Source organism: Flavihumibacter petaseus NBRC 106054, assembly GCF_000974785.1.
Classification (GTDB): domain Bacteria; phylum Bacteroidota; class Bacteroidia; order Chitinophagales; family Chitinophagaceae; genus Flavihumibacter; species Flavihumibacter petaseus.
Genome location: NZ_BBWV01000001.1, coordinates 463917 through 488304, shown reverse-complemented (window position 1 = coordinate 488304; position 24388 = coordinate 463917). Strand labels below are relative to the sequence as shown.

Here is a 24388-nt window from a genome sequence, read left to right as displayed (position 1 = left end):
GTCAGTAATAATATTTCCAGCCTCGCAGGGAAAGCAATTGTTTGGGATGATAAAATTTGTTGTTTTTGATTACCCACTCCACGCGCCTGATATCACTGATGTTTTGCGCTGGGTTTCCGTCAATCAGTATACAGTCGGCCATTAGGCCTGTTCTGATTTCACCGTAACTGTTCAGCAGGCCACAGGTTTTCGCTGCATTGTACGTAGCAATCTTCAGCACTTCGTTTGCCGGGATACCTGCCTGAACATACAGTTCAAGTTCATATTGCAAGGCCAGTGCCCTTCCGCCATCTGTGCCCGCTACCAGTTCTACCTGGTTGTCGTACAGCAATTTCAGCATCCGCAGCATGTTTTGGAAAGAAGCCCGGTACGCGGGTTTACGGGTATCGGATCCATAAGGATTGGCAATGGCGAGATCATTCCGCATGTATTCGGGAAGCCAGTTGACAACTGGTTTAAGCATGCTGCTGGTATCGCCCTTGAATTCATTAAATCGTTTTGCATACAGGTTCAGCGTCGCATCTACCACTATTTTTTTCGCTGCCAGCAGCCGGATAAACCGTTGCACTTCCGGGCTTTGCAGATCAATAGTGCCGGCCCGGTCGCCTACTGCCGAAAACCGGACAGGCGTCCTGGTATCCAGTGTATCTCCCAAAAAGTTCAGGAACAGGAAATTCAAATGGGTGAGTTCGTCATAGCCATCGTTGACCGCCTGTTCCGCTGTCATAAACGCCGGCACGTGCCCGCTTACCCGCATACCCAGTTTATGGGCTTCCGCACACATGGGGGCTACCCATGCTGGATCGATGGAGCTGTAGAGCTTGATTTGCCGGTAGCCCAGTTGTTTGTACGTGTGAATGGCTTTAATGGCATCGGGAAGTGAAGCAACAATAATTCCGCCCGGTGCCTGGAGAGGCCCCTGCTTGTCAATCAGCCCGGCAACGTAACTGATGTCCGGGCCCAGGAGATGATTGCTGGCAATCTGATCCCTGTACGACAGCAAGATTTTTACATGGCCAAGGTCACGGCCATGGGTAACGCCACCGGCAAGGTACCAGCCGCCCTCTGACTTTTCACTCTCATAATGCAGGTGCATGTCCCACAAACCCGGCATCAGGAACTTGCCCTTTGCATCGATGACCGAATCCGGTTGGATTGGTTTCTTTTCCGATGAGGGATAGATCGCAGCAATCTTTCCCTCCGTGATGACAACGGTCATGTCTTTTTTTACAGTGGCCGTTGCGGACTCAAAAAGATTCGCATGTTCGATGACCAGGCGACGGGGTATGCCGGCCGACTGTTCTTTTATTTGCCGGGTATAGTATGACCGGCCTGCCTGTTCCTGTAGCGCAATCAGGGTGTCCGTCCAGGTTTCATACCCTTTCTGAATCAGTGAAAACAGGCCCAGGTGGGCAAAGAAAGTAGTGTCTCTCGTGAACCAGGCATAATGCGGGGGATCGTCATCGTTGTCATAGAGCGCAAATAATGACAGCGCGGCGGTTTTGCCGTTAAGGGAAACGCTGGTTTCAACCGGGTGCTCCGTTCGGATGGGATTTCCGTCCAGCGTAACTCCTTTTTTGCCTGGCTGCCGGAGTAACCAGTTGACGCGCATTGCGATAATGCCTGGTGTAACCCAGCTCTCATACCACTGGTTGCTGAACTTGCTGGTTTTCCGGATGCCGTTGATGGTAGTGATCGCTGAATCGTTGACCACTTCAAAAGTTTCGGAATAAGCATTCTTGTTGTAGTCAACACCGGTAGCTTTCAGGTAAAGGATCATTCCTTCCGGGTTAGTCCTTACGCTGGCATGTATACTGTCGCCGCGACCGCGATCCTGGTAATGATAGCTGTAGTGGATGGCAGTTGGCCCGGTATGCCATACTTTCTGCTCACCCGCTACAGTACCTGTTTTGACCACCGAGTAGTAAGTAGTGTCTGCCTGTTGTGCAGGCAGCGTCAATACTGAAGACCAAAAAAACACCAGTACCAGTACAGGTTTCATTGTTTGTTCTTTTTGGGCACCAGGGTACTCCGGCTTAACTATTTCAGCTTCCGTTCTTTTAAGGCATGCTCTAACTCCTCGTTGCTGTATTTGTTCTTCTTAATGAGTTTGTAGGCGAGAAACAATGGGATCAGCGTCAGGAATCCCCAGCTCTTTTTGATGACGCTGTACACTACGATTCCGATAAGAAACCCAATGATCGCGGCATTGATCAATGCGGCTGATTTCTGTTTTTTTGCTTCCTGCAATAATTCCTGGTCTGTCAGTTCTGAGAGATTTCTTTGAGCCACTGTTTATTGATTGTTGTGAAGTATGCTGTTCTATTTGGTGTTGTTGCCGACCACCTGCCTGATTTCACTGATGTTGATCACCGGCTGGATATTCGTATAGTTTTTGATGTCGCCAATAATTGCATCACGGTTTTGGGCTATGGCTTTATTGTATTCAGCAACATCGCTGATATAGAAATAGCCGATAGCGACAAAGGGAACCTTATCCGCCGGGGTTCTTCCCGCTGTGCCTTTGTCAATTTCATAGAATTTCAGATTGCTGCCCAAGTGCCCCGCTACCATCGGCATGTGTTTCTTTTCGTAGTAGTCCATGTCAAACGTTTTGTCGTCTCCGTTAGGATAGAGAATGGCTACTTTAAACATGCCGGCTGCCGGGGAGGGAGTAGTGCTTACCTGGCTGGTTTTGCAGGCAATCAGGCTGATCAAAGCAAGGGCCATCAACAGGTATTTGGGCATGCTGTTCATATTGGTTGGTTTAATTTTGCGGGTGTATCAAAAATACATATTCCGGTGCTTGTCCGGAAGCCTACTTTATTTTCCGGTTGGCGTAGGCTCTTATTATGACGTAGAAGAATACCAGTTGAAAGCAAATGAAAACTACAGAACTGACGAACCTTGCCAGCTCGTACCTGTGTATAAAGGATACTGACCTGTCTATGTCCGCAGGATCGAACGTAAATTGGTAAACCAGGTAGGGCGTGAATATCAATATAGAAAATGCAATGGTGAGCAGCAGGTTGACAATTCCGATTACAAAGACTCTCCTGGGTAAACCGAGTGACCAGAAAGTATATAATAAAACTAAAAAGAGGATTGCTTCCAGGCCGATTATACCCGCCATCGCTGTTTCATCAACTAATATTGTATGCCATCCCGGAACAGCTGCATGGCTGACATGAGCTATCCACAGGTATAGCAGAAACCCGGTATAGGCTGCTGTTGCTGTTAATGCCATTTTAGGCATTTTGAGTTTATCCAGTTTCATTTCATTGATCGTGCGTATCAGAAATCTGTCTTCCTGCCTGCTGCTACAGCAAATTATTTTTTGTTTTTCCATTCAGAAAATCGGTAGTCAAGCATGGGGCTTAGTTTTTCATAGTTTTCCCAGGTGTTATCAATCTGATATAGACTTTCAACGTTTTTTCCCAATATTTCGCAATAGTCATCTATGTAGTTCCTAAAGTTGCCAATGCTTTCACCTTCATAGTAGTATTTTGTAAATTCAAGACCTTCATTACTCAGATCTTCATCCCAGAATTTTTCATCGCATTGTTCTATTAAAAAGTCCCGCCCAGTTTTTTGTCGTAGTTTAACTTTCTGGATATCGTCAAATGAATCGTCCAGGTGCAGTTGTCCAATGAGATCATTATGAATGATCCAGGTCAGATACATTCCTATATGGGTCCCGCCGTTTACCGGAGGTAAGTTTTCCGGAAAGTCGCCTCCATAATGCCAGTCCATTCTGTCTATTGATGCCATTGTAGTGTTTGTTTTTTTTGCTTTCAGGCATCAGCGACGCTATCACTTTTCCCTTTGGGGAAGGAAAATGCTTCGCCTCCTCAGTAACAGGCGATCAGGTCGCCGGTCAGAATAAGGTTGATTTTCGTCAATGCCCGCGTGTTTGGCAACACGGCCAAGAGCGCCTAATAATACAATTTTCCTCCAGTTGCTGCAAGGGATAAACAAATTGATTTAACGCACGGTTAGCATTAGCCAGGGATCCTCTTACCCCCACACCCCGGCACAGCAGAAAATCATGAATTTCCTACCTTCCCCCGATGGGAAAATTCTTTCTGGCGATCCTCGCTTGCTGTATGTCGGTCATTTCCTTGGGACAGGGCGCACCAACAACCACCCCCCGCGTGGAAAATCTTCAAACTGAACACCTGACTGAACCGCTGGGGCTCGATGCTGCATCACCCCGCTTGTCCTGGCAGGTTAGTGATGCCCGCCCGCTGGCCAAACAGTCTGCGTACCGGGTCATCGTCGCCACCAGCAACGATTTCGGTGCAAAAAGCCTGATTTGGAACAGTAACAAATTATCCTCCGATAAGCAACTGGCGGTCTATGCCGGTTTGCCGCTGGCACCCTTTACCCGGTATTACTGGAAAGTAGAGTCCTGGGATCATAAGGGTACAGCGCTCCCGGCAGCAGCGTCCTGGTTCGAAACGGGCATGCTGCAGCAAGCTAACTGGAAGGGCGCATGGATCAGCGATGACCATGATGTTGATTTCAAGCCTGCACCGATTTTCAGGAAAGGGGTCAAATGGGACAAGCCGGTCAGGTCGGCAAGGGCCTATATCGCCGCCGCCGGCCTCTATGAGCTGTCTGTCAACGGGCAGCGCGTCGGCAACCATCGCCTCGACCCCATGTATACCCGCTTCGACCGACGTACCTTATATGTCACCTATGATATCACGGCCCTCCTGCAACCGGGCGACAATGCCTTCGGGGTGCTCCTCGGCAACGGCTGGTACAATCACCAATCCACCGCGGTGTGGGATTTCCACAAGGCGCCCTGGCGCGGCCGCCCGGCCTTCTGCATGGACGTGCGCGTCGAATTCACCGATGGCACTATCGGATACCTGTCAACCGGCAAGGACTGGAAAACATCACTCAGTGATATCGACTTCAACAGCATCTACACCGCCGAACATATCGACGCCGGCAAACGCGACGTCATCGAAGGATGGAATACACCCGCTTTCAAAGACACAGCCTGGAAACACGTCACGCTGCGGGCCGCACCTTCCATGAACATCATCGCCCAGGCCATGGTACCAATTGAACGCGTAGAAAAAGTGGAACCCGTCAGCTTCAAACAGATCAACGACACCGTCTGGCTCTATGACCTCGGCCGCAACATCGCGGGCATCACCAGCATAACGGCAACCGGTCCGAAGGGAACCGTACTGCGGCTCAAACACGCCGAGCGCCTCGACTCCGCCGGGCGCGCGGACCAGTCCAATATTGATGTTCACTACCGCCCGCACGATAATTCAGATCCTTTCCAGACTGATATTTATACGCTCAGCGGCAAGGACAATGACTCCTTTGCGCCGCGCTTCAACTATAAAGGTTTCCAGTATGTGGAGGTCACTGCTTCGCAGCCGATCAAGCTGACGCAGCAAAGCCTCACAGGCTGGTTCATGCACAGTAATGTTCCGCCGCTTGGTAAACTCACGGCCAGCAACCCGCTGATCGAAAAGATCTGGCAGGCCACCAACAATTCCTACCTGTCTAACCTCTACGGTTACCCGACAGATTGTCCCCAGCGCGAAAAGAACGGCTGGACGGGCGACGCGCATATCGCCGTGGAAACCGGCCTCTATAATTTCGACGGCATCACGGTGTACGAAAAATGGCTCGCCGATCACCGCGATGAACAACAACCCAACGGAGTGCTGCCGTCAATTATTCCAACTGGTGGCTGGGGCTACGAATGGGGCAACGGGCCGGACTGGACCAGCACAATCGCCATCATTCCGTGGACAGTTTACCTCTTTTACGGTGATGACCACTTGCTGAAGGATTCTTATGAAGCCATTAAAAAATACGTGGATCGTATTACTGCAATCAGTCCCTCGGGACTCACCACCTGGGGCCTGGGAGATTGGATACCCGTGAAATCGCAATCACCGGTGGAGCTCACTTCCACGGCCTACTATTACCGCGATGTGACCATTCTCGCGAAAGCGGCAACGCTTTTGGGTAAAAAGGAAGACGCACAACAATACCGGGCGCTCGCTGAAAAAATCAAAGCGGCGTACAATGCGAAATATTTCCAGCCGGCCAAAGCGAGCTACGGTAGCGGGTTCCAGACTGAACTCAGTGTGTCGCTGGTGATGGGGCTCGTGCCTGATGACGCTGTAAAATCAGTGGCAGCAACCCTGGCTGCTGCTGTCCGCAACAATGGATACAAACTCGATGTCGGTTTGCTCGGTACGAAGGCCATCCTGAATGCCCTGAGCGATAACGGTTATGCCGATGTGGCCTATCGGCTTGCGGCATCAGACCAGTATCCTTCCTGGGGTTACTGGATAGCCAATGGCGCCACCACGCTTTATGAGAACTGGCCGATCAATGCGAAATCGGATATTTCACTCAATCATATTATGTTCGGCGAGATCGGCGCCTGGTTCTTCAAGGGACTTGGTGGCATCAAGCCCACTGAAGAAAATCCGGGATTTAAGAAGATAAAGCTGGAGCCGCATTTTGTACCTGCGCTGGACAGTTTCTCTGTGAGCCATGATGGTCCGTACGGCACCATCCGGTCGTCGTGGATCCGCGAGGGGCGGACGGTGTTGTATACTGTAGTGATCCCGCCGAATACTACGGCTGAAATATTATTTGATGTGATGGTGGAAGGTAGCAGAAAACAGGTGCGGGGAGCGGGGACGTATACTTTTACGGTGGTGTACTAGTGCCTACCCATCAGATTGTAAATTAGCGGAGGCTGTTGGTTTAGCAAAAGTGTGATATTTGTAAAATTCAGTGAAATTAGCCACCAGACTGTGTTTCACAAAAATAATCGTTTGTAAACGGTTGCTGGGGTTCCCTAAAAATGTCTAAGAAGCCTTAGAATTTTTGGGGTCAGGTCATAAGGAGGGTGCATGTGATAGTATCATTTGATACTATCAAAGTTAACTGAAACTCCCATTTTACTGATTATTCCGCGCCCATTCTTTCAACTGTCCGATCACATCAAACAACACGCCCGCTTCGCCCCGGAACTCCCCGGAGCCTTTTGAAGCGCCGGTCTGCACGTCATACCATTCGTTGAAGCCATGCTTCATTGCCCTTTCGATCATGGGATCCAGTTCGGCATAGGCTTCTGGAACAAAGTCGTATTGGATCAGTGCCTGGATGAATCTCCCGCCGAACCAGGTCCAGTCGCCGGCATTCTGGTAGATATAGGGTTTCATGTTCGGAAATTCTTTGGCGGGATACGGCGGGTACACGGTGATGCCGATGGTGGCATGCGGCTCATGCGCAGCCGCGCCGAGCAACTGGCGGTTGATTTCCTTTATTTCGGCTTTGGAGTTCAGCCCGGCAAGGATGGCGCAAGCGCTGCCTCCGGAATAGATCAGTGCGGCTTCGTTAAAGTCCGCAGAAAAGGGACTGCCCTTCAGGTAAACATGCGGGAGGTACTTCTGTTCCTTAGCCTGCCAGAGATGTTTGCGGATATTGTCTTTCAACTGTGCTGCAACTTTTTTCCAGTCGCGCGATGGCTTATAATCTGCGGGCTGCATCGCGATAAAATCCTGAAGTGCCATATAAAACATCGCATTGTCGTAGACATCGATTGCCCATTTGGTCTCGCTGTTGAGCTCCACGCCGATGGCCGTCGTATCGGGCTGCACATCGCCCCAATCGACCGTGGTGGCGCCTGTTACCAGTCCGTGGGTGGCGGACCATCTTTCTTTCATCAAAAATTCCATTGACATTTCCATTCTCCTTACCGCAGATATGCCGCCCACCGTGTCAGACAGTATGCTGCGGTCATTGGTCTTCCGGATATATTTTCCGATCGCCTGGATGAGGGAACTTTCCTGGTCGGTTTCAACGGTGTTCTTGTGTGCGGCCATTCCGGTCGCGAGGGGTGAATAGATGAAGCGGTCCGGCATATAGCTTTTATCCGCTTTGGCGTCGGGAATGAAGCCGTCGACGATGGAGCCATCTTTTCCCTGGAACCGGAAGAAGAACAACAGCAGGTCTTTCACTTTTTCCTTCGGATGCACCTGGAGGGAGCCATTGATGAAAGTGTTGAAATCGCGGATCCATACTTCGCCGTAGGAAGTGCCGGCCGCAAATCCGGTCAGCAGGCGGAGCGCGCGTTGCTGAATGGTGTCGAGGCGTGCGTCCTGCAGAATTTTGCTGGCGAGCGTTTTGTTGCTGGTGGGTTGAGCGTTAAGCTGCACAGTGGCAAGCAGCAACGTAAAACAGATCAGTCCTGTTATCTTTTTCATGGCAGCAGTCGTTGTCACTGCAAAGATAAACGGACTTTACTCGTCTATTGCTTCGATACCCTGTTGTTTCAGTTGTTCGAGGTGGTCTCTCATGGCCTGGAGTTTTTCGGGCGGATGGCCTTCCCAGGCGGTGACTTCCCCGATGATGCGTAACGGGTCTTTGGTACGGTAGGATTTTGTGGGGTTGCCCGGAAATTTTTTGTCGGTCAGGTTGGGATCATCTTCATAGGCGCCGGTGGGTTCGACGATATAAATGCGGCCACGCCCTTCACCCTGAGCGAGTTCGGCGCCCCAGGTGGCGGCGTCCAGTGTGGCGGAGAAATAAACGTAGTTGGCCTTGTTCATTTTTCCGTAGTTGGAATGGAATCCAGGTGCGATCAGGTCACCTGGTTGAAGGTTTGCTTTCGTGCCGTGATAATATGCTATCATATCTTCCGGATGAGTTCCGAAGGTCAGTAAAATGAGCGGAAGAATCAGTGGAATTGAAGTGTTTATTTCTTTCTCAAACACAGTCTGGGACTGCATTTTGTAAGATCAACATTTGGATTCCGGATTGGTTCACGGAATTGAACTTCTTCATTGGTCAGCAGGTTCAATTTTCTGCCTTCCTCCAATGAGGATCAATGATTTCATTGCCTTTGCATAATACGGTTTAGTAAACTCGATTTGATCCTTGCCAATCTCCACGTGATCTTTATTGATCTTTTTGATGTAATAGATATTTACGGCATAAGTCCTGTTGATCCGTATAAACAAGCCCTGGGGAACATCTCTCAGTGAAGCCGCGAGGGAGGAGCGAACCAGATGGTAACTTCCATCATTGATGTGGAACCTGGAATAGACACCATCCGCACTGATGGCAGCAATATCCAGGGCGGTAAGTGCAAGCCAGTAAGGCGGCTGCGAAATGAAGATCGGGGGGAATTGCATTTTAAAGGATTTAGGTTGATAATTTTCCAAAATAGAAAACAGATCGCATTCATCAAATAGAAGCGAACAGGGTTCCTGGATTCCGCGTTCGGGGTTTGTAGGTAGGGATTGACCTTCCTACTACCTTGGAAGTACCTTCCTACTACCTTCCTACTGCAAATAAACGGCCCCGATCCTGTGTAGAATCAGGTTTTACATCCAGAATCCGAGAACCTCAAATCCAAAATCAGAATAGCCCGAATCATTTTCGGCTTCCTGGTAAAAACGCGCATTAGTTTTGTTGTGTAAAATTCAATTATGAAAAAGCATTTATTAAAATCAAAAAAATCAATTCTATGGCAAAAACCAATGGAATGATCAGCGGTTTGTTCAGCGGGATGCTGGGCAAAGAGGTCGTATTCCGCAACCTGGGTGACAGGACAATTGCTTGCGCAGCGCCTGGTCCCCGAACGAAAAAGGCATCCAAAGCACAGCTAAAGAACGAAAACATGTTCAGGATGGGAAACAGGTTTGCGACAGCTGTTCTCCAGGATCCTGATTTAAAGGCTGCCTATGCGAGAGCTGTAAAAACCAGGCAAACGCCGCATAGTCGTGCTGTACAGGATTATTGCAATCCTCCCGTGGTAACAGACGTTGCCGGTCACCACTACAAGGGCAAACCCGGAGACATCATCGAGATCCGCGCAACCGATGATTTCCATGTCGCCAAAGTGTTTGTGGAGATCCGCGATGCTGAAGGAAACAAGTTGGAAAGCGGGTATGCTGTCGTGCAGCCATTTGGCACCGTATGGCATTATACTGTAACCGCTCCGAATGAGCTGTTTGCGGGCAGCAGGATCACCGCCTGGGCGGTCGATATTCCCGGAAATGAGGGGTCACTTGAAGTACTGTTATGATCAAATTCTACTTCTGAATTTTCAGTACATAGATTGATGGCCAGAGCTTACCGGTAATGAGGAGCCGGTCACGGGTGGGGTCATACGCAATTCCGTTCAGCACATCCGCGCCGGGTTGGCGGTACTGGATCTCTTTGGTGATGGAGGAGAGGTCCAGTTTTCCGACGATCTGCCCGGTTTGCGGATCTATTTTGAGTATGGTATTGTGCATCCAGACATTGGCGTAGATGAAATGATGGATATACTCCAGTTCATTGAGGCTGTCACGCGGCACGCCGGCATCGGTGACCGATAGTATCCGGACTGGTTTGTCCGGCGACTTCGGATCAAGGAAAGTGAGTTTGTCCGTGCCATCGCTCATGATGAGGTGGGTGCTGTCTGTCGTAAGCCCCCAGCCCTCGGTGTTGGTATAGGCAAATTCCCCCGTTTTTTTAAACGTTTTAGTATCATATACAAACGCCTTTCGGTTCCTGTAGGTCAGCTGGTAGATCTTGTCCTTCAACTGCGCGATGCCTTCTCCGAAATAAACCTGTTTGTCCAGCTGCACTTTCACCTGGAACCTGCCGGTGGCCGAATCGTGGTAGCCGATAACTGATTCGGTTTGTGAAAGTCCGTCGGGTGAACCCGTGCTTTCAAAGAGTTTTCCGTTTGCATAGAACAGGCCTTCCGTGAAGAGGCTGGTATCGTGGGGGAGGACACCAATAACGGTAAACGGGAGGAAGGGGGAAGTCGCTGCGGGCGTTGTTTCGGGGGCGGTGATGGGTTTAGAGTCGCCGGAATGGCAGGCGATGCCCAGGGTAATCAGGAAGGGCAACAGGAAGTGGCGGAGCTTTTTTTTCATGGAAATCAAGAGGAGCTATGGCAAGAATAAGAAAGTTTGTCTATTTTTTACTGTCTTTACAATAACCTTATCGCTTTCCAATGAAAAAGAAACTTCTCCTTTTCCTCCTGATGGCTGCATGCACTGGCAGGACAATCGCACAGGAAAAATCCCGAAAGTTTACTGCTCAACTTGAAATCGGGCCATCCATTCCATTGGGAGGCTTTGCTGATCATACTTCGTCCGAAAACGACTGGGATTATGGTGCCGGGAATGCGCTGACTGGTTTTGCGGCGAATATTTTGCTAAAGTATTCCTGGTCAGAACACTGGGGCACTTCGTTGCTGTTGGGCTATTCTCAGAACGCTTGGGATGAAGCGCATATGGAAGATGCGATCCGCAAGCAGTACGGGAATTTGGTTGATGCCCGTGTTTCCGCCGACAACTGGAAGATCTTCAAAGCGATGCCGGGCTTGTACTATTCCATTCCGCTTTCTCCGCGGCGGAAATTTGTATTGCAGCCGATGGTGTCGGCGGGGATCTCCAAAGCTGACATGCCTGGATATCGCTATGTATACAGGCCTAAAGACGGTAATAATACATTGCCAAACTGGGAATATCCGAACCCGGGCGGAGAAACTGATCCGGTCATGGGCGGAGGAGCTGTTATGGTAGGCGAACAGAAAATGCCGGTAACTTTTTGTTACCAGTTTTCATTGGCATTGGACTATGCGATCAGCAAAAGATTTGTTCTGGTAATGGATGCGGGTTATTTTAGCGCGCATCCGGAGAACCAAATGGCGGATCACCCTGTTTCACTTTCTTCCATGAATGTTTTAGTTGGCGCGGGATACAGGTTTTGAGGATCAGTTAAAGCTTATGCGTGCTTAAAATTCCTGCTGTTGTGTTTTTGAAACGGCCAACTTCCGGAAATGAAATACATTAAGCGTATCCTTTGCTTCTATTTCCGCCCATTCCTGCATTTCTTCTTTGGACAACTGGCTTTTGTAACATTGTATTGCAGTCATCGCCTTCTTTTCATCTTCTTCTGAATACCGGATGGAAACATTGATATACGCCGGATCGATAGTGTTGAGGCCGCCGATCATTTTGAATTTGTCATCATCCCGTTTGGTCCAGGCGATATAGTACAAAGGATATTTGTCCACCCAGCCTTCCTTCAGGAGAATCTCTGTTGTCATATTGCTGATCATGCGGTGATCGGAGTGGCCGGTATCGCCATCGGGACCGAAAGTAATAATAAGATCGGGATTGAGTTCTTTGATCTTCGCGGTGAGTTTTGCTTTCAGTTCCTTCGACTGGCTAAAATATTTGCCTACACCAATCCTGGTATCAAAGCCATCGGTATACCGCAGGAAAATTGGCTTTTCAATGCCCATCTGTTCGCAGGCGCAGGTTGTTTCTGTTTCTCTCAGTGCGGCCAGGGAATCGCCTGTTGGAAAGCCGGGTTTGACGCCATATCGGCCATCGGTAGCAATGATGAGATACACTTTGTTGCTCCTGCCGTATTTGGTGAGCAGTTGGGCGATGGCGCCTTCATCATCGGGGTGCGCAAAGACGGCAAGGATTGTTTTGCCAGTCGTTTTTGCGCCCCCGTTGATGAAAGGTGTTGTACTGTCAGTTATAGCGTTGCCTCCCCGCATTCCCAAAACGGACAGTACAACAATGAGGAAAAGATGCATTATTTGATCACAGTTACTTTTAAAAACGTGGCCGGAATCTTTGTGCTGCCATTAGCTCCCTGGTTCTGGCTGTTGAACAGGGCTTCCAGTTCTTCCTGCAATTGTGCTGCCTTGCCATTCTTTTCCGATGCCTCAAAAGCGTTCATCGTGGGACCATAATAGGTTTTAAAGACACTGACAAATTCGGCGGGTGTAAAGGGTGCAATAAAGGTGAAGGTCTCTTTCTCGCAGGTAATGTTTTCCGGTTTTGCGCCTGCAGCTGTAAACCTTTTAACCACCTCTTCTTCCTTTCCCCACAACATGGGACTGACAAAACCTTCCGGTGGCGGTGGGGTATACGCGGAACTGATTTTCAGGATCTGCGCGACCAGGGTGGGATCTCCGGGGATCCAGTTCGCCATTACAATTTTTCCCCCGGGTTTGGTGACCCGCAGCATTTCATTGGCCACATCCTGGGGTTTGGGGGCGAACATTGCGCCAAACATCGTTACCAACAGGTCGAAGCTGTTGTCTTTCAGTTCCGTTAGTGCGGAGGCATCGCCTTCCTGGAAGGTAACATTGCTTAAACCGGCTTCTTTTGCCCGTTTGTTGCCTGCTTCTACCAGGTTGGCGGCAATGTCCACGCCCAGTACGGTTCCTGCCAGTCTGGCCTCAGGAATGGCCGTGTTGCCGTCCCCGCAACCGAGGTCGAGGATGTTCAGATCTTTGGTAATTCCGAGGGAAGCCACAAAGGCTTCACCGCTTTGGCGCATGGTGTTGGCAATGCGGGTAAAGTCGCCCTTTTCCCAGAGCATTTTGTTAGGATTCATGTTTCTATGTTTTGGATGGATAGGTTGCTTCAATCCAGGCGATGGATGCTTTCGCCAGGCGTTCCAGGGTGGTTAGATTAATATCAGCCAGCTTTTTGACATAGATACAGGATTTGCCCATGGTGAAATTGCCGAGGTCTTCGAGGAGCTTTTTGCTTTCTTCAGTGGGCGCATATACATAGAGGGAAATAGCGGCTTTCCGGGGAGAAAAAGCAATCACGGGCATATCGCCTTCATGTCCGCTCGCGTATTGGTAATGGTAATGTCCAAAGCCGATGATCGAAGGGCCCCACATCTTCGGAGGGTGACCGGTCCACGCGCTCATGAGTTCGATCAGGCGGTAACTGTCCGCTTCTTTTTGCGCATTGTCCACGAAGGAACCAATGAAATCAGCGACGCTGACTTCGGTCTCGACAGTTTTGATTTTTTTGGCGGACATGCCCGGATGAAGGTTTTGATCCCTTCAAGATAGGAAATTCAGGGAATAGTTGATGCTAAAGTCATTCTTCGCCCCTGATATCCCTTAAGCGCTCAATGTCTTCCAGGTCTTTCTTGCGGGCTGTCGCTTTTTTATCTTCAATAAGGTCGGAATAATTAATAAAATGAACCTCAGTTCCTTCAAATTCAACTGTTCCTTTTCTTTTATCGGCTTCCATAAACTTGATATTTGCCTTTATTTCAGGCAAGAGATCAAGTGTAAAATCATCAAATTCAACTTTAAAGAATGATTTTCGGGGATCAGGAGTTTGTTCTTCCATAAATTCTGTAACATCCTGTCCCAGTTCCTGCATGACCTTCAAAATGTTGTAGTAGTTTTCATAAGTTGGATTATACCAAATGTCGATGTCTGGCTTGTCTGATAACTCACCGGAGATTGTAATTGAATGCCGGTAGTAGCCGTTTAGAGCCACTGCGGTACCGCCAACCAGGACATATCTGACTTGAAACTTATTCAACAACTTACAGATCAGCAGTAGGGTGTCTTTAAGCTTTTCTTCCACGCATTATCGCTTAAAGTTTTGGACTGGTGTCTTTTTATCTTTAGCTGACATTATCGCCTTAATCACTTTTTCGAATTCTGAATGTCTTTGAATGGTCAATTGGCGATCCTGGGCTTTGCTCTCACCAAGTTTCATTTCCTCAAATCCGGAAAATTTTTTAATGCTTTTCATTGCCCTTCCTGTTTGTTATCCTCAATTTACCAAATTTGGTTCAAATCAGGTTGACTATCGGTTAGTTGATCACAGCATTGATCTTTTCCCAGAGTGCATTATCGAAACCCGAAAGGGCGAAGCTGGGATTGGCGGGATCGGAGGCATTGCCCATCCTGATGACGACCATTTTTTTAGCCGGACAAACATAAATGCGCTGGTCTTCGGCGCCCATGGCGGCAAACATGTCTGAAGGCGCATTGGGAACCAGGGGGCCAGGATATACAGTCTGTCCGCCGGGGACCATGTAGCTGGTCTTTCCGTTCAGCCACCACAGGTAGCCGTAGGAGGGATTGATTGCCTGGGATGAGCTGGTACTTTCGGTAAAAAAGGGCTCATTGATGATCTGTTCCTTATCCCATTTCCCTTTGTTCAGTGCCAGCAGTCCGAACCGGGCCATGCTGCGGGTATTGCTGTGATAAATTTTATAAATGATGCCCATGTTCCAGAAGCCCTCCATGCCGATTTTCTCTTTCAGCATCACGTTGAAAAAGACTTCGAAATCGTCATTGGTAGCGCCGCCCACTACATCCATCAATTTCTGGAAAACATTGTGGTAGGACCAGCGGGTGCCGGCATCGGCGAGATATGTGAGGTTGGATTTGATCACCAGTTCATTTTCATCGTTGATGCCGGAGGTCATGGTGAGTAGGTTCCTGGTGGTGATCAGGTCTTCTTTGGCGGCTGGCTCGCTGGTCCACCCTGTGCCGAGGAATTTGGACACCTTGTCGTTGATGCTGAGGAAGCCTTCCTGCTGGGCGATCCCGATGGTGGTGGCGACCAGGGTTTTACCGGCGCTGTTCCATTGCCAGGCGGTGCCGGCGGTGTGTCCATTGAAGTATTCTTCCATGACGATCCTGCCATTTACCAGGATCATGAATGATTTGGTATGTTTCTGGGCGAGATAGTCATTTAAGGGTTGGATAGCAGCCTGGTTCCAGCCGAGGCTGGCGGGGGAGGTAGCTTCCCAGGCTGCAGTGTAGTCAGCCGGTGGGAAATACATCGCTTCATTTGGCAGCGGCACCGGGTCATCGGAGGTTTTGGTACATCCGGTCAACGCCGGAAGGAATAAAATCAGTAACAGCCGCAGGTAGCTCATAATGCAGGGTTTGACGGGTTTGACATTGGCCTGGCGCGGAAGTTTAAATTGCCCGAAAATTATTGCCTTTGGCTTGTTTCCACGTATTCGAAACAGCTTTCATTTTCGAAATCAACGAAGTAGAAGACATCAAAAATTATCCTGGATAAAATAGTTTTCACTTTTTTGATCAAATCATTCCGGTTACCCGAAACTGTCAGCGTCAGCATGTGCCCGTTGTCAGCAGGGGAGAAGCCAAATAACCTGAATTTTTCCAGATAGTCTTCGTTCAGGAAATCCTTTTTTGAAAGTTGTTTAACATTGGGAAGGGTAACATTGAGTGTGTCTTTTGAATAGCTGAATCTGAAGTAAAAGTTGTCAGATTTTTTCACGAATAGCCTGACATTTTTTATTTTCCTGGCGAACAGGTTTTCCAGTACCTGGTCAAACAGGTTTTCTTTGCCAACGGGAATTTTTGGCCGTTGCGCTAGTAGTAATTTCTCCAGTTGCGCTTTATTGTCCTGGAGAACTTCATTAAAATATTGCCTGAGGTATTCAGGTAAATCCTGATCAAGTTTTTCTTCCCAGTCGTGAATCCGGCTTTGTAAGAAGAGTTTCTCATAATGCCATCTGTCTTCAATAGTTTGAAGTGTCTGTATTTTCCGGTTCAGCAGGTACAGTGCCTGAGCATGATAGTGTGCCATCAGGGTTTCATCAGCTGCCATACTTTCATTGATAAGCACTTTAAGCCGGGCCTGCTCTTCCTGGTATTGAGCAATCAGAAATTCAATTCCATGTTCTTTCATGTTATACTAATCCTATTGCTGAATTGCCCGGGGTCTGTTGATGATCTCCATCAGCCGTTGATGCGGAAGAGCAAATACTTTATTTCCATTGATGCCTTCCATGTCGCTGGCGGCAACCAGGGCGTTGATGATCGCTTCTTCGGTCGCTTGCACCGTGGCTTCAAAGATCTTGTCCAGCTTCCCTTTGGGGATCACGTCCCAGCTTTCTTTGGCGCTGTTGTTGTATACAGGCACAGCGGTACTGAGTGCCAGGAAGATTTCACCGGAACCGTTGTGGGAGAAGGTTCCAGTTCTCGCGATTCCATGTGTAACCCGCTTTGCCACCAGTTTTAATTGGCCGGGCAGCAGCGGTGCATCCGTGGCGACGATGACGATGATGGAACCGTCTTTTCTTTTTTGTTCATGTACTACTGGTTCCAGTTCAGGGATGGCTTTGCCCAACGGGATGCCCTGTATCATCAGTTCGCTACGCCTGCCAAAGTTGGCCTGAACGAATACGCCCAGCGTGTAATTAACGGAGTCGATGGTGAAGATCCGGGAAGAAGTTCCGCTGCCTCCTTTGAATTCATAACACACCATGCCTGTTCCGCCGCCCACATTGCCTTCCCGGACAGGACCTGGCGCAGCGCTGTTGAGTGCATCCCACACATGCTCTTTGCTGATGTGAAATCCGTTGATATCGTTTAATACACCATCCCAGGTTTCTGCCACAACCGGCAGGCCGAAGGAGAAGTCGACAAAATCTTTTTTTGAGAATTTGTTGAAACACCATTGCCCGATGGCGTCCCTGACGATCCCGACACTGTTCGTGTTGGTGATGCCGATGGGGCCATAGCCGATACCAAAGTCTTCGATAAAGGGCAGTCCGGTCATTTCTCCGTCGCCATTTAGAGAGAAAGAGGAAGCGGCATAGGTTTTATCTGTTTTTCCCTTTGGAAGGATGACGGTGACGCCGGTGCGTACAGGGCCCTTGCCCGGCACCAGGTTACCGGTACCTTCGATCAGGGTTTTGTAGCCCACTTCAAGATTGGCTACATCCGTTATGGCATTGTTTTTACCCGGTACACCGTCAAAGGCGATGTCCAGGTTTCTGGCGCGGACCGTAGTATTGTTTTGGGCGAAGCCGGTATAGCTGAAGAGGCAGAGCAGGCCGCCTATGAGCGTTAATTTGTTAGTCATAGTTGTCAGGTCACCTGAAATTACCTATTCTTCGTCTTCGTATAAGACGAAAGTTTTCAGGGATACTTTTCCAAAATCTTTCCTGGTCAATGTATCCAGTTCGTATTGCTCGTAATAAAAGCAATATGATTCGGAGATAACGGAGTCGAGCAACCAGTCTTTTGCTTTTGGATAGTAACGAAACCTGTGTTCTGAAAGTGATTTACAATTACTTCCGCAATATGTCTGAAGTACAATCCAGCCTTTATGTACAGTCATTCCGCAATACGGATCTGACATTCCACAGCAAGTGATACAGGGTATTGCTTTTTTGTTCCGGAAACTGAAATGATACTGGTTGTTCTTGTATCCCATGAAAATCAGCATGTGCCGGGGTAAATTAATTGGGCCTGATTCATATCGCAGGCTGTCTTCATTGATCAGTCCGGTCACGAGGACCAGATCATTGATATTGTCTTCGTTGATGTCGCCGGTGACGGTGTCAATGGCTTCGTGGCCGCGCGCTATATATTTTGCCAGGCTATCCGGAAGGGTGATTTCATGCTGTTCACGTCCAGATAGCCATGTGAACGCTCCTTTGTTTTCCAATAGTGAGTCTTGTTGTAAAGCGGGAATTGAATCATTTGGAGTAACAGTTTTCGCCTGTTTATCCGGGGCGGATTTACAGGAAACAGCGGAAACAACGCAAACCAACAGTACTGAAAGAAAACTAAGGCGTACCATTTCATTTTTTGGGTACAATCGCCCTCATGGTCCAAAAGCCACCACTTTGCCTTTGTTCATGAGGTCAGTCCAGTAGGCAACATGCTTCATCATGATTTCCCGTTCTACCTCGTTCATTGTCTGGGCAAAGTCGGGCCGGGCGGGAAGCAGGTGCAGGACGAAATGTATTTTTTCCATTATAGATTTGTGTTGGTACAAAAAGGTTGTATGCTGCAGGCTCACCGACGGCAGTTGTCTTCACGGGGATTTTCAGGGAATGCGTTTATGCACTGATTTCTGCCATCTTTTTGGCAATGTGGTTCAATACAACCTCCAGTTCTTTTTCGGGACTGAAATCGAGGAACTTCATATCTTTTTCACCAACTGACCGGAATGTCTTCTTTTCTGATCCTCATACAATTTCATTTTATAGTTATTAATCGTGGAGGCAATAGCTATAAAGTCATGTATCCTAAGGTAATTATTTATTTCCCGATGTGGGTACAAAATCCCACACCATATCATATTTGTCCCTGATGATCCAGTTGCCCTTAGTGTCTATAAATCCACTTTTTGTCAGGTGATTGGTTCTTACATGGATGAGGCCAAATTCATACCTGGGCGCGGGCATTGCAAGGCTGGTGGACCGGAAAAGGATTTTATTGTCCAGGCTGATGAGCTGCACTTCACCTTCATGGTGATTTCCATCATTTGCCACAAAGAGATTGTTTCCAATGGATTCTAAGTTGGTGTAGTTAAATGGCACAATTGTTTTACCGCTTTCATCTATCACGCCACTTCCGTTAAATTTAGTCCGCTGGGCGATGTAGTACTTTTCGCCGGCCGGAGATAGCCATCCCCACTCGAAATCAAGTAAGAACTTTCCCTGTTTGTCGATGAGCGCGTACTTTGGATGATCCTGATAGTTGACGATGGAATTGTCCGTTGTGTCGGTGAGAATCAGCATCGAATGCATCTTCCGCCCTTTGCCTACTACTGCCTTGCCATTAATGAAACTATGTGCCTGGTCGAAGCGGGCAGGAATTATTTCTTTTCCATCTGCATTGACATACCCAAAGATATATTCTGAGTCAGAGAATCGGACTGCTTCGATATTGCTGCTGATCCCTATCACTGCGAGCCCTTCGCTGAAATCTTCGGCCTTGTCGTAAATGGCAGGAACCACCATTTTGCCCTTGGTATTGATAAAGCCTTTTTTGGTTGCGTATTTGTCCGCGGAGTTAGCAATTTCAACTTTTGCGAGTCCTTCGGAGAACTTCCAGATTTGCTGAAATATGGGTTCTGTAATTCTTTCCCCGTTCTTGTTGATGAGGCAATAGTTGCCCTGTGGATCTTCCCAATCCTCATTGGCCAATTGCCCGACAAAGACCGCGGCGACGTCCTTTTTGTAGTCATCTGCAGCGCCGTATTCGATATTGACAACTACTTCTCCCTTCCTGTTGATATATCCCCATTTATTGTTGAGGGAAACAGCGCATCGGCCTTCACTGAATAATCTTACTTTTTCGTATTTGGGATCGATGATGATTTTTCCAGTGGTGTCGATGAAGCCCCATTTGTTGCCGGTTCTCACAGCGGCGATTCCTTCATGGAAAGTTTCTGCTTCATTGAATTGAACTGGAATAGCAACCACGCCCTTGTTATTGCAGTAGCCCCATTTTCCACCTGATTTTAGATAGTTCCTTTCTTTGGCGCCGATATTCACCGGGATCAGGTTGTTGCCCCAGAAGCCGATGTCGTCATATTTGATGGGAATTACTTCTCTACCCGTGGTGTCAATGCATCCGAGTTTCTTATTGCGTTCTGCGGTGGCCAGTATCGCAATCATGTTCTGGCTGAATGACCTGACAGGAATGACTACCAGGGATAGATATAGGGCTATCTTAAAAATCACAAAGATCCTCCTGTCTGGTAAATTTCTTGGTATAAAGATTCATAATTCAGCAATCATTGAATTCGACCATTACCGGCACATGATCGCTGTATTTTTTCCAATGGTCATAGTCGCCGATCTCTATCGACCTGATCCTGGCTATCATATCAGCAGAAGCAAAGCAATAGTCCAGGTGATAGGGTTTGTCCTTGTGTTTGTACAGGTAAAAAGTGGGATGCTCTTCCTTTCCCTGGATCTGCTTAAAGTGCGCATGATAGCAGCTGAAGATGCCTTTGTCTTCCAGGCGGTTTACCACGTGCGAATGATTGCCGGTTCTGTATTTCCTGTCCCAGATGGTGTTGCTGTTGAAATCGCCGATCAGGATAGTTTGTTTGTTGGTTAGTTTTTTGTCGTAGTGGTGGATGGCTTTCCAGACCTGTTCCACGTATTGCCCGTCAGGATCATCGGGATTGTTTGCCCAGATGGCATAGAGCGTGAACTTTGTGTCCGGACCGGTAACTGCTATCGGGATGATCATTTTCAGTTCCGTGTTGTGGTTCCGGAGCAATTTTAGTTTTAAGTTGGTATAGGAAAAGATGCCTAATCCCTTGTTCCTGTTGGTGCCGAACCAAAGTATGGACATTGGCTGTGGAATGTCTGGTTCAAAAAGTAATTTGTCGGGATGCTCACATTCCGGAACAACCAGGATGTCGGGCTGATGACTTAATATCAACGCGGCCTTTTTCCTGAATGCCATATTGCAATTCCATGTAATCAGTTTCATGGCCGGATAGATATGCGCTTCTTTGCCGGTTTTCTGATTGCGATGCAACAGTTTCCATCAATATCAAGTGGTTTGGCCAGATAAACACCATTCCGCTTCCTGTCCATTGCTCTGGTTAATGCGGAGTCGAAATAAATTGTTCCGTTAGCGATCTCATAATACTTAGAGGGCTCATAATACATTGAGTCGCGTGATGGGTGCATTTCTGTAAGTTCAAAGCCGCCAAATTCCAGCTTTCCGTCCTTGTCCATATCAGAGTATGGCGGGAGGGCTTGTTGTTTCTCGTCATTATACACACAGTGAACGAGCTGTATCGCAATTTGGCTTGTCAGCCGGTAGGCTGATAATTGGTTAAAGTTGGCGCTGTTTTCCAGTTCCAGAAATAAGAGAATACTACCGTTTTGCTAGATCAGTCTATTGTATTTGCTATTATAGATAATATCATCGTCCACACTGCCAATTGTTTTCGCATTGAAACAAATCCTGTTGCCGGTAATGAGAATGCTATCACCTGAATGTGTTTTGAGAACAATCTTTTCAGGTAGTTGCAAGCAGTAGAGCAGGAGGAGTATAGTTAACACTTATTATGTAGGTTACAGATCAATGTGAGGATAGCCTATTCCGTTCAGGTCTGATTTGAGGTCCTCAAATTCAGTCAGCTCAGGATTGATGCCTGTTATGACGGCTTTTGTAAGCGGTTTAAAGTCGTAAATGTGTTTGACCAAATCGATCCTCAGGTTGTGTGCTTCAAATTGCTCTTCATAATATTCGACAGCCCAGTTTTTGTAAGTGGTTGGGTTGTTGTCAAGGATATTGAGTAAATCAGCACTTCCGTCACCGTAATCATCGCCGGGATACCTAAAGTTGCCGATATGCCATTGGGAATCGTTGGTTTTCCGCCAGGTGCAGAAAGTTGTACCGATTGACCTGATGGGCTCAGTAAATAAGAAACTCCTAAAGACGTCAGGGACAGTGTCAACGACGCCTTCCCATATCTTTTGCGTGAAAGCCGTTTTCTTCTGGCCGAAGAAGCTTTTGAATTTCTCTTTCAGTGTAACTGGTTTGATTTTCGTTTCATGCCATTGGCTCATTTCACTTTCGTGTGCGAAACCGTTTATGATTGCGCCGTGTTTACTGAATAGTGTCTGAAATTCATCTCCGGAACCGTTACGCATCAGAAAACATTCATCACCAGTTTTCTGGTCCCAGCTATTGTCGAATGAATAGTAGCGGTATTGCCATTCCCGGCAGATTATTGCGTCTAGTGTCGCCAAGGATTTGCAAAGCCGGTGAAGCGTCGGAATATCCGGGAGCCGGGACAGATTTTTTGTTGATAATGTTGCCATCGACACCCGCTGTTATTTGGTTACACCGTTTTCCTTTTTATCCTGGAGCATCTGCAATAATTGCAGGCCCATTAACCCGGAAAGGCTGCCGTCGCTTCCGTTGTTCCCGCTGACGATCAGGTCAGGGATGATCTTGATATTACCCTTGCCGATTTCTTCGGTGATCTTGTACTTCGTGAAGTTGTCACCGCCCATCGCTTTTACCTGCAGTTCATACGCTTCAGCGGTGGATTTACCGATGGCCATGATCTTTTCTGCTTCTGCCAGACCGGTCTTGCTGATTTTTTCGGCATCCGCGCTCGCGTTCAGTTTGGTCGCCTCTGCCTGTGCGCCGGCTCTCGCCTTCGTGGCTTCTGCTTCAGCATTTGCACGCATTTTGGTGGCTTCGGATTCTGCGTTGACCTGCAGCTTCAGGCTGGTGGCATCACCTTCTGCTTTTTTAACGGCCGCATCAGCCGTGCGCTGGGCGATCTCCACACTTTGCTGTGCCTTTACGATCTCCTTTTGCATGTCGGCAATCGCGGTTTCCTTTTCCATGCCCTGCCGTTGTTCCTGTGCGCTTCTTTGGGTCTGGTAGGTCTTCTGTTCCTCTTCAGCGATTTTCCTGTCGGTGAGTGTTTTCATCAGGGCTTCCGGAGGAACAATATCTCCGATCAGTGTATCTACCGCGTTCACGTTGTATTCGTCCAGTACCTCGCGGATATGCTCCCGGGCTGATTTTTGCCTTTCCTTACGTGTACTGAGGAAGCTGATCACATCACTGTCCTGTGCGCTGTTGCGGAAATAGTTGCCGATGGTGGGTTCGAGTACCTGTGATACCAGGTTGTTCATGCTGCCGAAACGGGCGATCACCTTGGGTGCTTCATTGGCGGGCACGTGAATGATCTGGGCAACATCAAGATTGAAGGGGAAACCATCCCGCGAACGCACGGTGATGGTGCTGAGGTTTTTGTCAAGATCATGTGCTTCACTTCTGGCATTGGCCCAGTTCAGCACGAGATTGGTGGTGGGTACCAGTTCTACCTTCATGGTATAGGTGTTGACCGGGTATTTACCGGGACCGAGCGGTTCGTTCCATACACCACGGAATCCTTTGGTTACAATATTGCCGTGTTTAAAGCTGTCGCCGGTAATATCTTTTCCGTCTTCGCCGATATAAGAGATCACCACCCCTACATGACCGATGGGAACGTGGGTCATGGGGATTTCTTCAATCTGTATGGCCCATGGGTTGATGAAATAGCTGCCGGCCAGCATGACTTGCGGTTGCAGGCCACGGTTACCACTGTTGGTAAGGAATACATCTACATCCTGAAAGTTATTGTGTCCTTCAATCTGTTCGCCGGCGATCTGTCCCGGCCTGATGGGTACACCATCGAGTGTAGTAACAATGCCCACCATGTTTTCGCGGATGATGGTCATGTCAGCAATGGTGATGGTGAAGGCGTAGGTGTTGATCCGGTAGGTTCCTGCAGTGATCAGTGCGGTTTGCCGGCCTTTCTGACCGTTATTGACCAGGAATTTTTCGGTGTCCTGGAAGTTATCGCAATCGACGGCCCGGCCCAGGATATTCCCGGTGGGCAGCTGCACGCCATCATTGGCCAATACCAGTCCCACTTTGCCTTCCGGGATCACCACGAAAGGTTGCATGTCGACGCCGTATTGCCAGGGCCACATGCCCCAGTAGAGGCCGGGTGCGAGTGTTTGTGCCTGGAAGCCGGCTTCTCCTTTGGTGGCGATGATACGGCCATCCGGCAGGGCGCGATTGGTGCCTACCAGCACGAACTTTTTGGTAACGAGGCCGATCCTGTTTTCCGGAACGATCACCATTCCGAAGAAGACGCGAAGAATGAATTTGTAGAAGAGGACGAAAGAGAGTACCAGTGCAATCCACCAGTAGGTTGCGAGCAGGGCAAGGAAGGTCATTTTAGTTATTGGGGTTTAGAAATTTTGGAGTAGGTTGTCGGGT

At 48.5% G+C, this 24388-nt stretch carries 27 protein-coding genes; 3 read left to right on the top strand and 24 right to left on the bottom strand.

What is annotated here, in order from left to right; translation table 11 throughout:
* Position 1: 1 nt before the first annotated feature.
* The 5 genes from FPE01S_RS02060 to FPE01S_RS02040 all read right to left on the bottom strand — a co-directional run bounded on the left by FPE01S_RS02060 (position 2) and on the right by FPE01S_RS02040 (position 3771).
* Complete coding sequence (locus FPE01S_RS02060) at positions 2–2002, bottom strand: amidohydrolase family protein (RefSeq protein WP_046367260.1); 2001 nt, start codon at positions 2000–2002, stop codon at positions 2–4.
* Between the two features lie 38 nt (positions 2003–2040).
* A complete protein-coding gene (locus tag FPE01S_RS02055; protein WP_046367259.1) occupies positions 2041–2292 on the bottom strand; it encodes a hypothetical protein in 252 nt (83 codons plus the stop codon).
* 30 nt (positions 2293–2322) lie between these two features.
* Positions 2323–2757 carry an EthD family reductase gene (locus FPE01S_RS02050; RefSeq protein ID WP_046367258.1) on the bottom strand — a complete coding sequence of 145 codons (435 nt, stop codon included), beginning with the start codon at positions 2755–2757 and terminating at the stop codon, positions 2323–2325.
* A gap of 61 nt (positions 2758–2818) precedes the next feature.
* Positions 2819–3247 carry a hypothetical protein gene (locus tag FPE01S_RS02045; protein ID WP_157473864.1) on the bottom strand — a complete coding sequence of 143 codons (429 nt, stop codon included), beginning with the start codon at positions 3245–3247 and terminating at the stop codon, positions 2819–2821.
* Between the two features lie 83 nt (positions 3248–3330).
* Positions 3331–3771 carry a DUF7832 domain-containing protein gene (locus tag FPE01S_RS02040; RefSeq protein ID WP_046367256.1) on the bottom strand — a complete coding sequence of 147 codons (441 nt, stop codon included), beginning with the start codon at positions 3769–3771 and terminating at the stop codon, positions 3331–3333.
* Between the two features lie 299 nt (positions 3772–4070).
* Between FPE01S_RS02040 and FPE01S_RS02035 the strand changes: the two genes are divergently transcribed.
* The gene (locus FPE01S_RS02035; protein ID WP_052955448.1) at positions 4071–6716 is read left to right on the top strand and encodes an alpha-L-rhamnosidase; all 2646 of its coding nucleotides are present in this window, start codon (positions 4071–4073) and stop codon (positions 6714–6716) included.
* 237 nt (positions 6717–6953) lie between these two features.
* Here FPE01S_RS02035 and FPE01S_RS02030 read toward each other — a convergent pair whose 3' ends face one another.
* From FPE01S_RS02030 to FPE01S_RS02020, 3 genes are all read right to left on the bottom strand, one after another.
* Positions 6954–8261, bottom strand: a complete 1308-nt coding sequence (locus FPE01S_RS02030) for a GH36-type glycosyl hydrolase domain-containing protein (protein ID WP_046367255.1) — start codon at positions 8259–8261, stop codon at positions 6954–6956.
* Between the two features lie 36 nt (positions 8262–8297).
* The gene (gene arr, locus FPE01S_RS02025) at positions 8298–8690 is read right to left on the bottom strand and encodes an NAD(+)--rifampin ADP-ribosyltransferase (RefSeq protein WP_046368559.1); all 393 of its coding nucleotides are present in this window, start codon (positions 8688–8690) and stop codon (positions 8298–8300) included.
* A 147-nt stretch (positions 8691–8837) separates the two neighbouring features.
* Positions 8838–9191, bottom strand: a complete 354-nt coding sequence (locus FPE01S_RS02020) for a LytTR family DNA-binding domain-containing protein (protein ID WP_046367254.1) — start codon at positions 9189–9191, stop codon at positions 8838–8840.
* 335 nt (positions 9192–9526) lie between these two features.
* On the opposite strand from FPE01S_RS02020, the gene FPE01S_RS02015 reads away from it, so the two are divergent.
* Positions 9527–10087 carry a hypothetical protein gene (locus FPE01S_RS02015; protein WP_052955447.1) on the top strand — a complete coding sequence of 187 codons (561 nt, stop codon included), beginning with the start codon at positions 9527–9529 and terminating at the stop codon, positions 10085–10087.
* Positions 10088–10094: 7 nt separating this feature from the next.
* Here FPE01S_RS02015 and FPE01S_RS02010 read toward each other — a convergent pair whose 3' ends face one another.
* Entirely contained in the window at positions 10095–10928 is an 834-nt protein-coding gene (locus FPE01S_RS02010) for a glutaminyl-peptide cyclotransferase (RefSeq protein ID WP_046367253.1), read from the bottom strand.
* A gap of 80 nt (positions 10929–11008) precedes the next feature.
* Here FPE01S_RS02010 and FPE01S_RS02005 point away from each other — a divergent pair, with 80 nt between their 5' ends.
* Complete coding sequence (locus tag FPE01S_RS02005; RefSeq protein ID WP_046367252.1) at positions 11009–11770, top strand: outer membrane beta-barrel protein; 762 nt, start codon at positions 11009–11011, stop codon at positions 11768–11770.
* Between the two features lie 24 nt (positions 11771–11794).
* Here the strand turns inward: FPE01S_RS02005 and FPE01S_RS24555 are convergent, their stop codons facing one another.
* From FPE01S_RS24555 to FPE01S_RS01940, 15 genes are all read right to left on the bottom strand, one after another.
* Complete coding sequence (locus tag FPE01S_RS24555) at positions 11795–12610, bottom strand: PIG-L deacetylase family protein (RefSeq protein ID WP_052955446.1); 816 nt, start codon at positions 12608–12610, stop codon at positions 11795–11797.
* Positions 12610–13419: a class I SAM-dependent methyltransferase gene (locus FPE01S_RS01995; RefSeq protein ID WP_046367251.1), complete on the bottom strand. Its 810-nt coding sequence runs from the start codon at positions 13417–13419 to the stop codon at positions 12610–12612. The genes FPE01S_RS24555 and FPE01S_RS01995 overlap by 1 nt, the downstream gene beginning before the upstream one ends.
* Positions 13420–13423: 4 nt before the next feature.
* Positions 13424–13858 carry a DUF1801 domain-containing protein gene (locus tag FPE01S_RS01990; protein WP_046367250.1) on the bottom strand — a complete coding sequence of 145 codons (435 nt, stop codon included), beginning with the start codon at positions 13856–13858 and terminating at the stop codon, positions 13424–13426.
* Positions 13859–13919: 61 nt separating this feature from the next.
* A complete protein-coding gene (locus FPE01S_RS01985; protein WP_046367249.1) occupies positions 13920–14420 on the bottom strand; it encodes a hypothetical protein in 501 nt (166 codons plus the stop codon).
* Positions 14421–14423: 3 nt separating this feature from the next.
* Entirely contained in the window at positions 14424–14591 is a 168-nt protein-coding gene (locus FPE01S_RS25775; protein ID WP_157473863.1) for a hypothetical protein, read from the bottom strand.
* Between the two features lie 61 nt (positions 14592–14652).
* Complete coding sequence (locus FPE01S_RS01980) at positions 14653–15729, bottom strand: serine hydrolase domain-containing protein (RefSeq protein ID WP_046367248.1); 1077 nt, start codon at positions 15727–15729, stop codon at positions 14653–14655.
* 59 nt (positions 15730–15788) lie between these two features.
* Complete coding sequence (locus tag FPE01S_RS01975; protein WP_046367247.1) at positions 15789–16514, bottom strand: hypothetical protein; 726 nt, start codon at positions 16512–16514, stop codon at positions 15789–15791.
* Between the two features lie 12 nt (positions 16515–16526).
* The gene (locus FPE01S_RS01970; RefSeq protein WP_052955445.1) at positions 16527–17693 is read right to left on the bottom strand and encodes a DmpA family aminopeptidase; all 1167 of its coding nucleotides are present in this window, start codon (positions 17691–17693) and stop codon (positions 16527–16529) included.
* A 24-nt stretch (positions 17694–17717) separates the two neighbouring features.
* Positions 17718–18281 carry a hypothetical protein gene (locus FPE01S_RS01965; RefSeq protein ID WP_046367246.1) on the bottom strand — a complete coding sequence of 188 codons (564 nt, stop codon included), beginning with the start codon at positions 18279–18281 and terminating at the stop codon, positions 17718–17720.
* Between the two features lie 159 nt (positions 18282–18440).
* Positions 18441–18593, bottom strand: coding sequence for a hypothetical protein (locus FPE01S_RS25770; RefSeq protein ID WP_157473862.1), 153 nt, complete (start codon positions 18591–18593; stop codon positions 18441–18443).
* Between the two features lie 283 nt (positions 18594–18876).
* Entirely contained in the window at positions 18877–20244 is a 1368-nt protein-coding gene (locus FPE01S_RS01955; protein ID WP_046367244.1) for a WG repeat-containing protein, read from the bottom strand.
* A gap of 112 nt (positions 20245–20356) precedes the next feature.
* Positions 20357–21073: an endonuclease/exonuclease/phosphatase family protein gene (locus tag FPE01S_RS01950; protein ID WP_046368555.1), complete on the bottom strand. Its 717-nt coding sequence runs from the start codon at positions 21071–21073 to the stop codon at positions 20357–20359.
* Entirely contained in the window at positions 21070–21324 is a 255-nt protein-coding gene (locus FPE01S_RS25765; protein WP_157473861.1) for a hypothetical protein, read from the bottom strand. Before FPE01S_RS25765 ends, FPE01S_RS01950 begins: the two co-directional genes overlap by 4 nt.
* Before the next feature lie 342 nt (positions 21325–21666).
* A complete protein-coding gene (locus FPE01S_RS01945) occupies positions 21667–22347 on the bottom strand; it encodes a hypothetical protein (RefSeq protein WP_169749119.1) in 681 nt (226 codons plus the stop codon).
* Between the two features lie 84 nt (positions 22348–22431).
* Positions 22432–24345 (bottom strand): SPFH domain-containing protein, encoded by a 1914-nt coding sequence (locus FPE01S_RS01940; protein WP_046367242.1) that lies wholly within the window; start codon positions 24343–24345, stop codon positions 22432–22434.
* Positions 24346–24388: the final 43 nt, after the last annotated feature.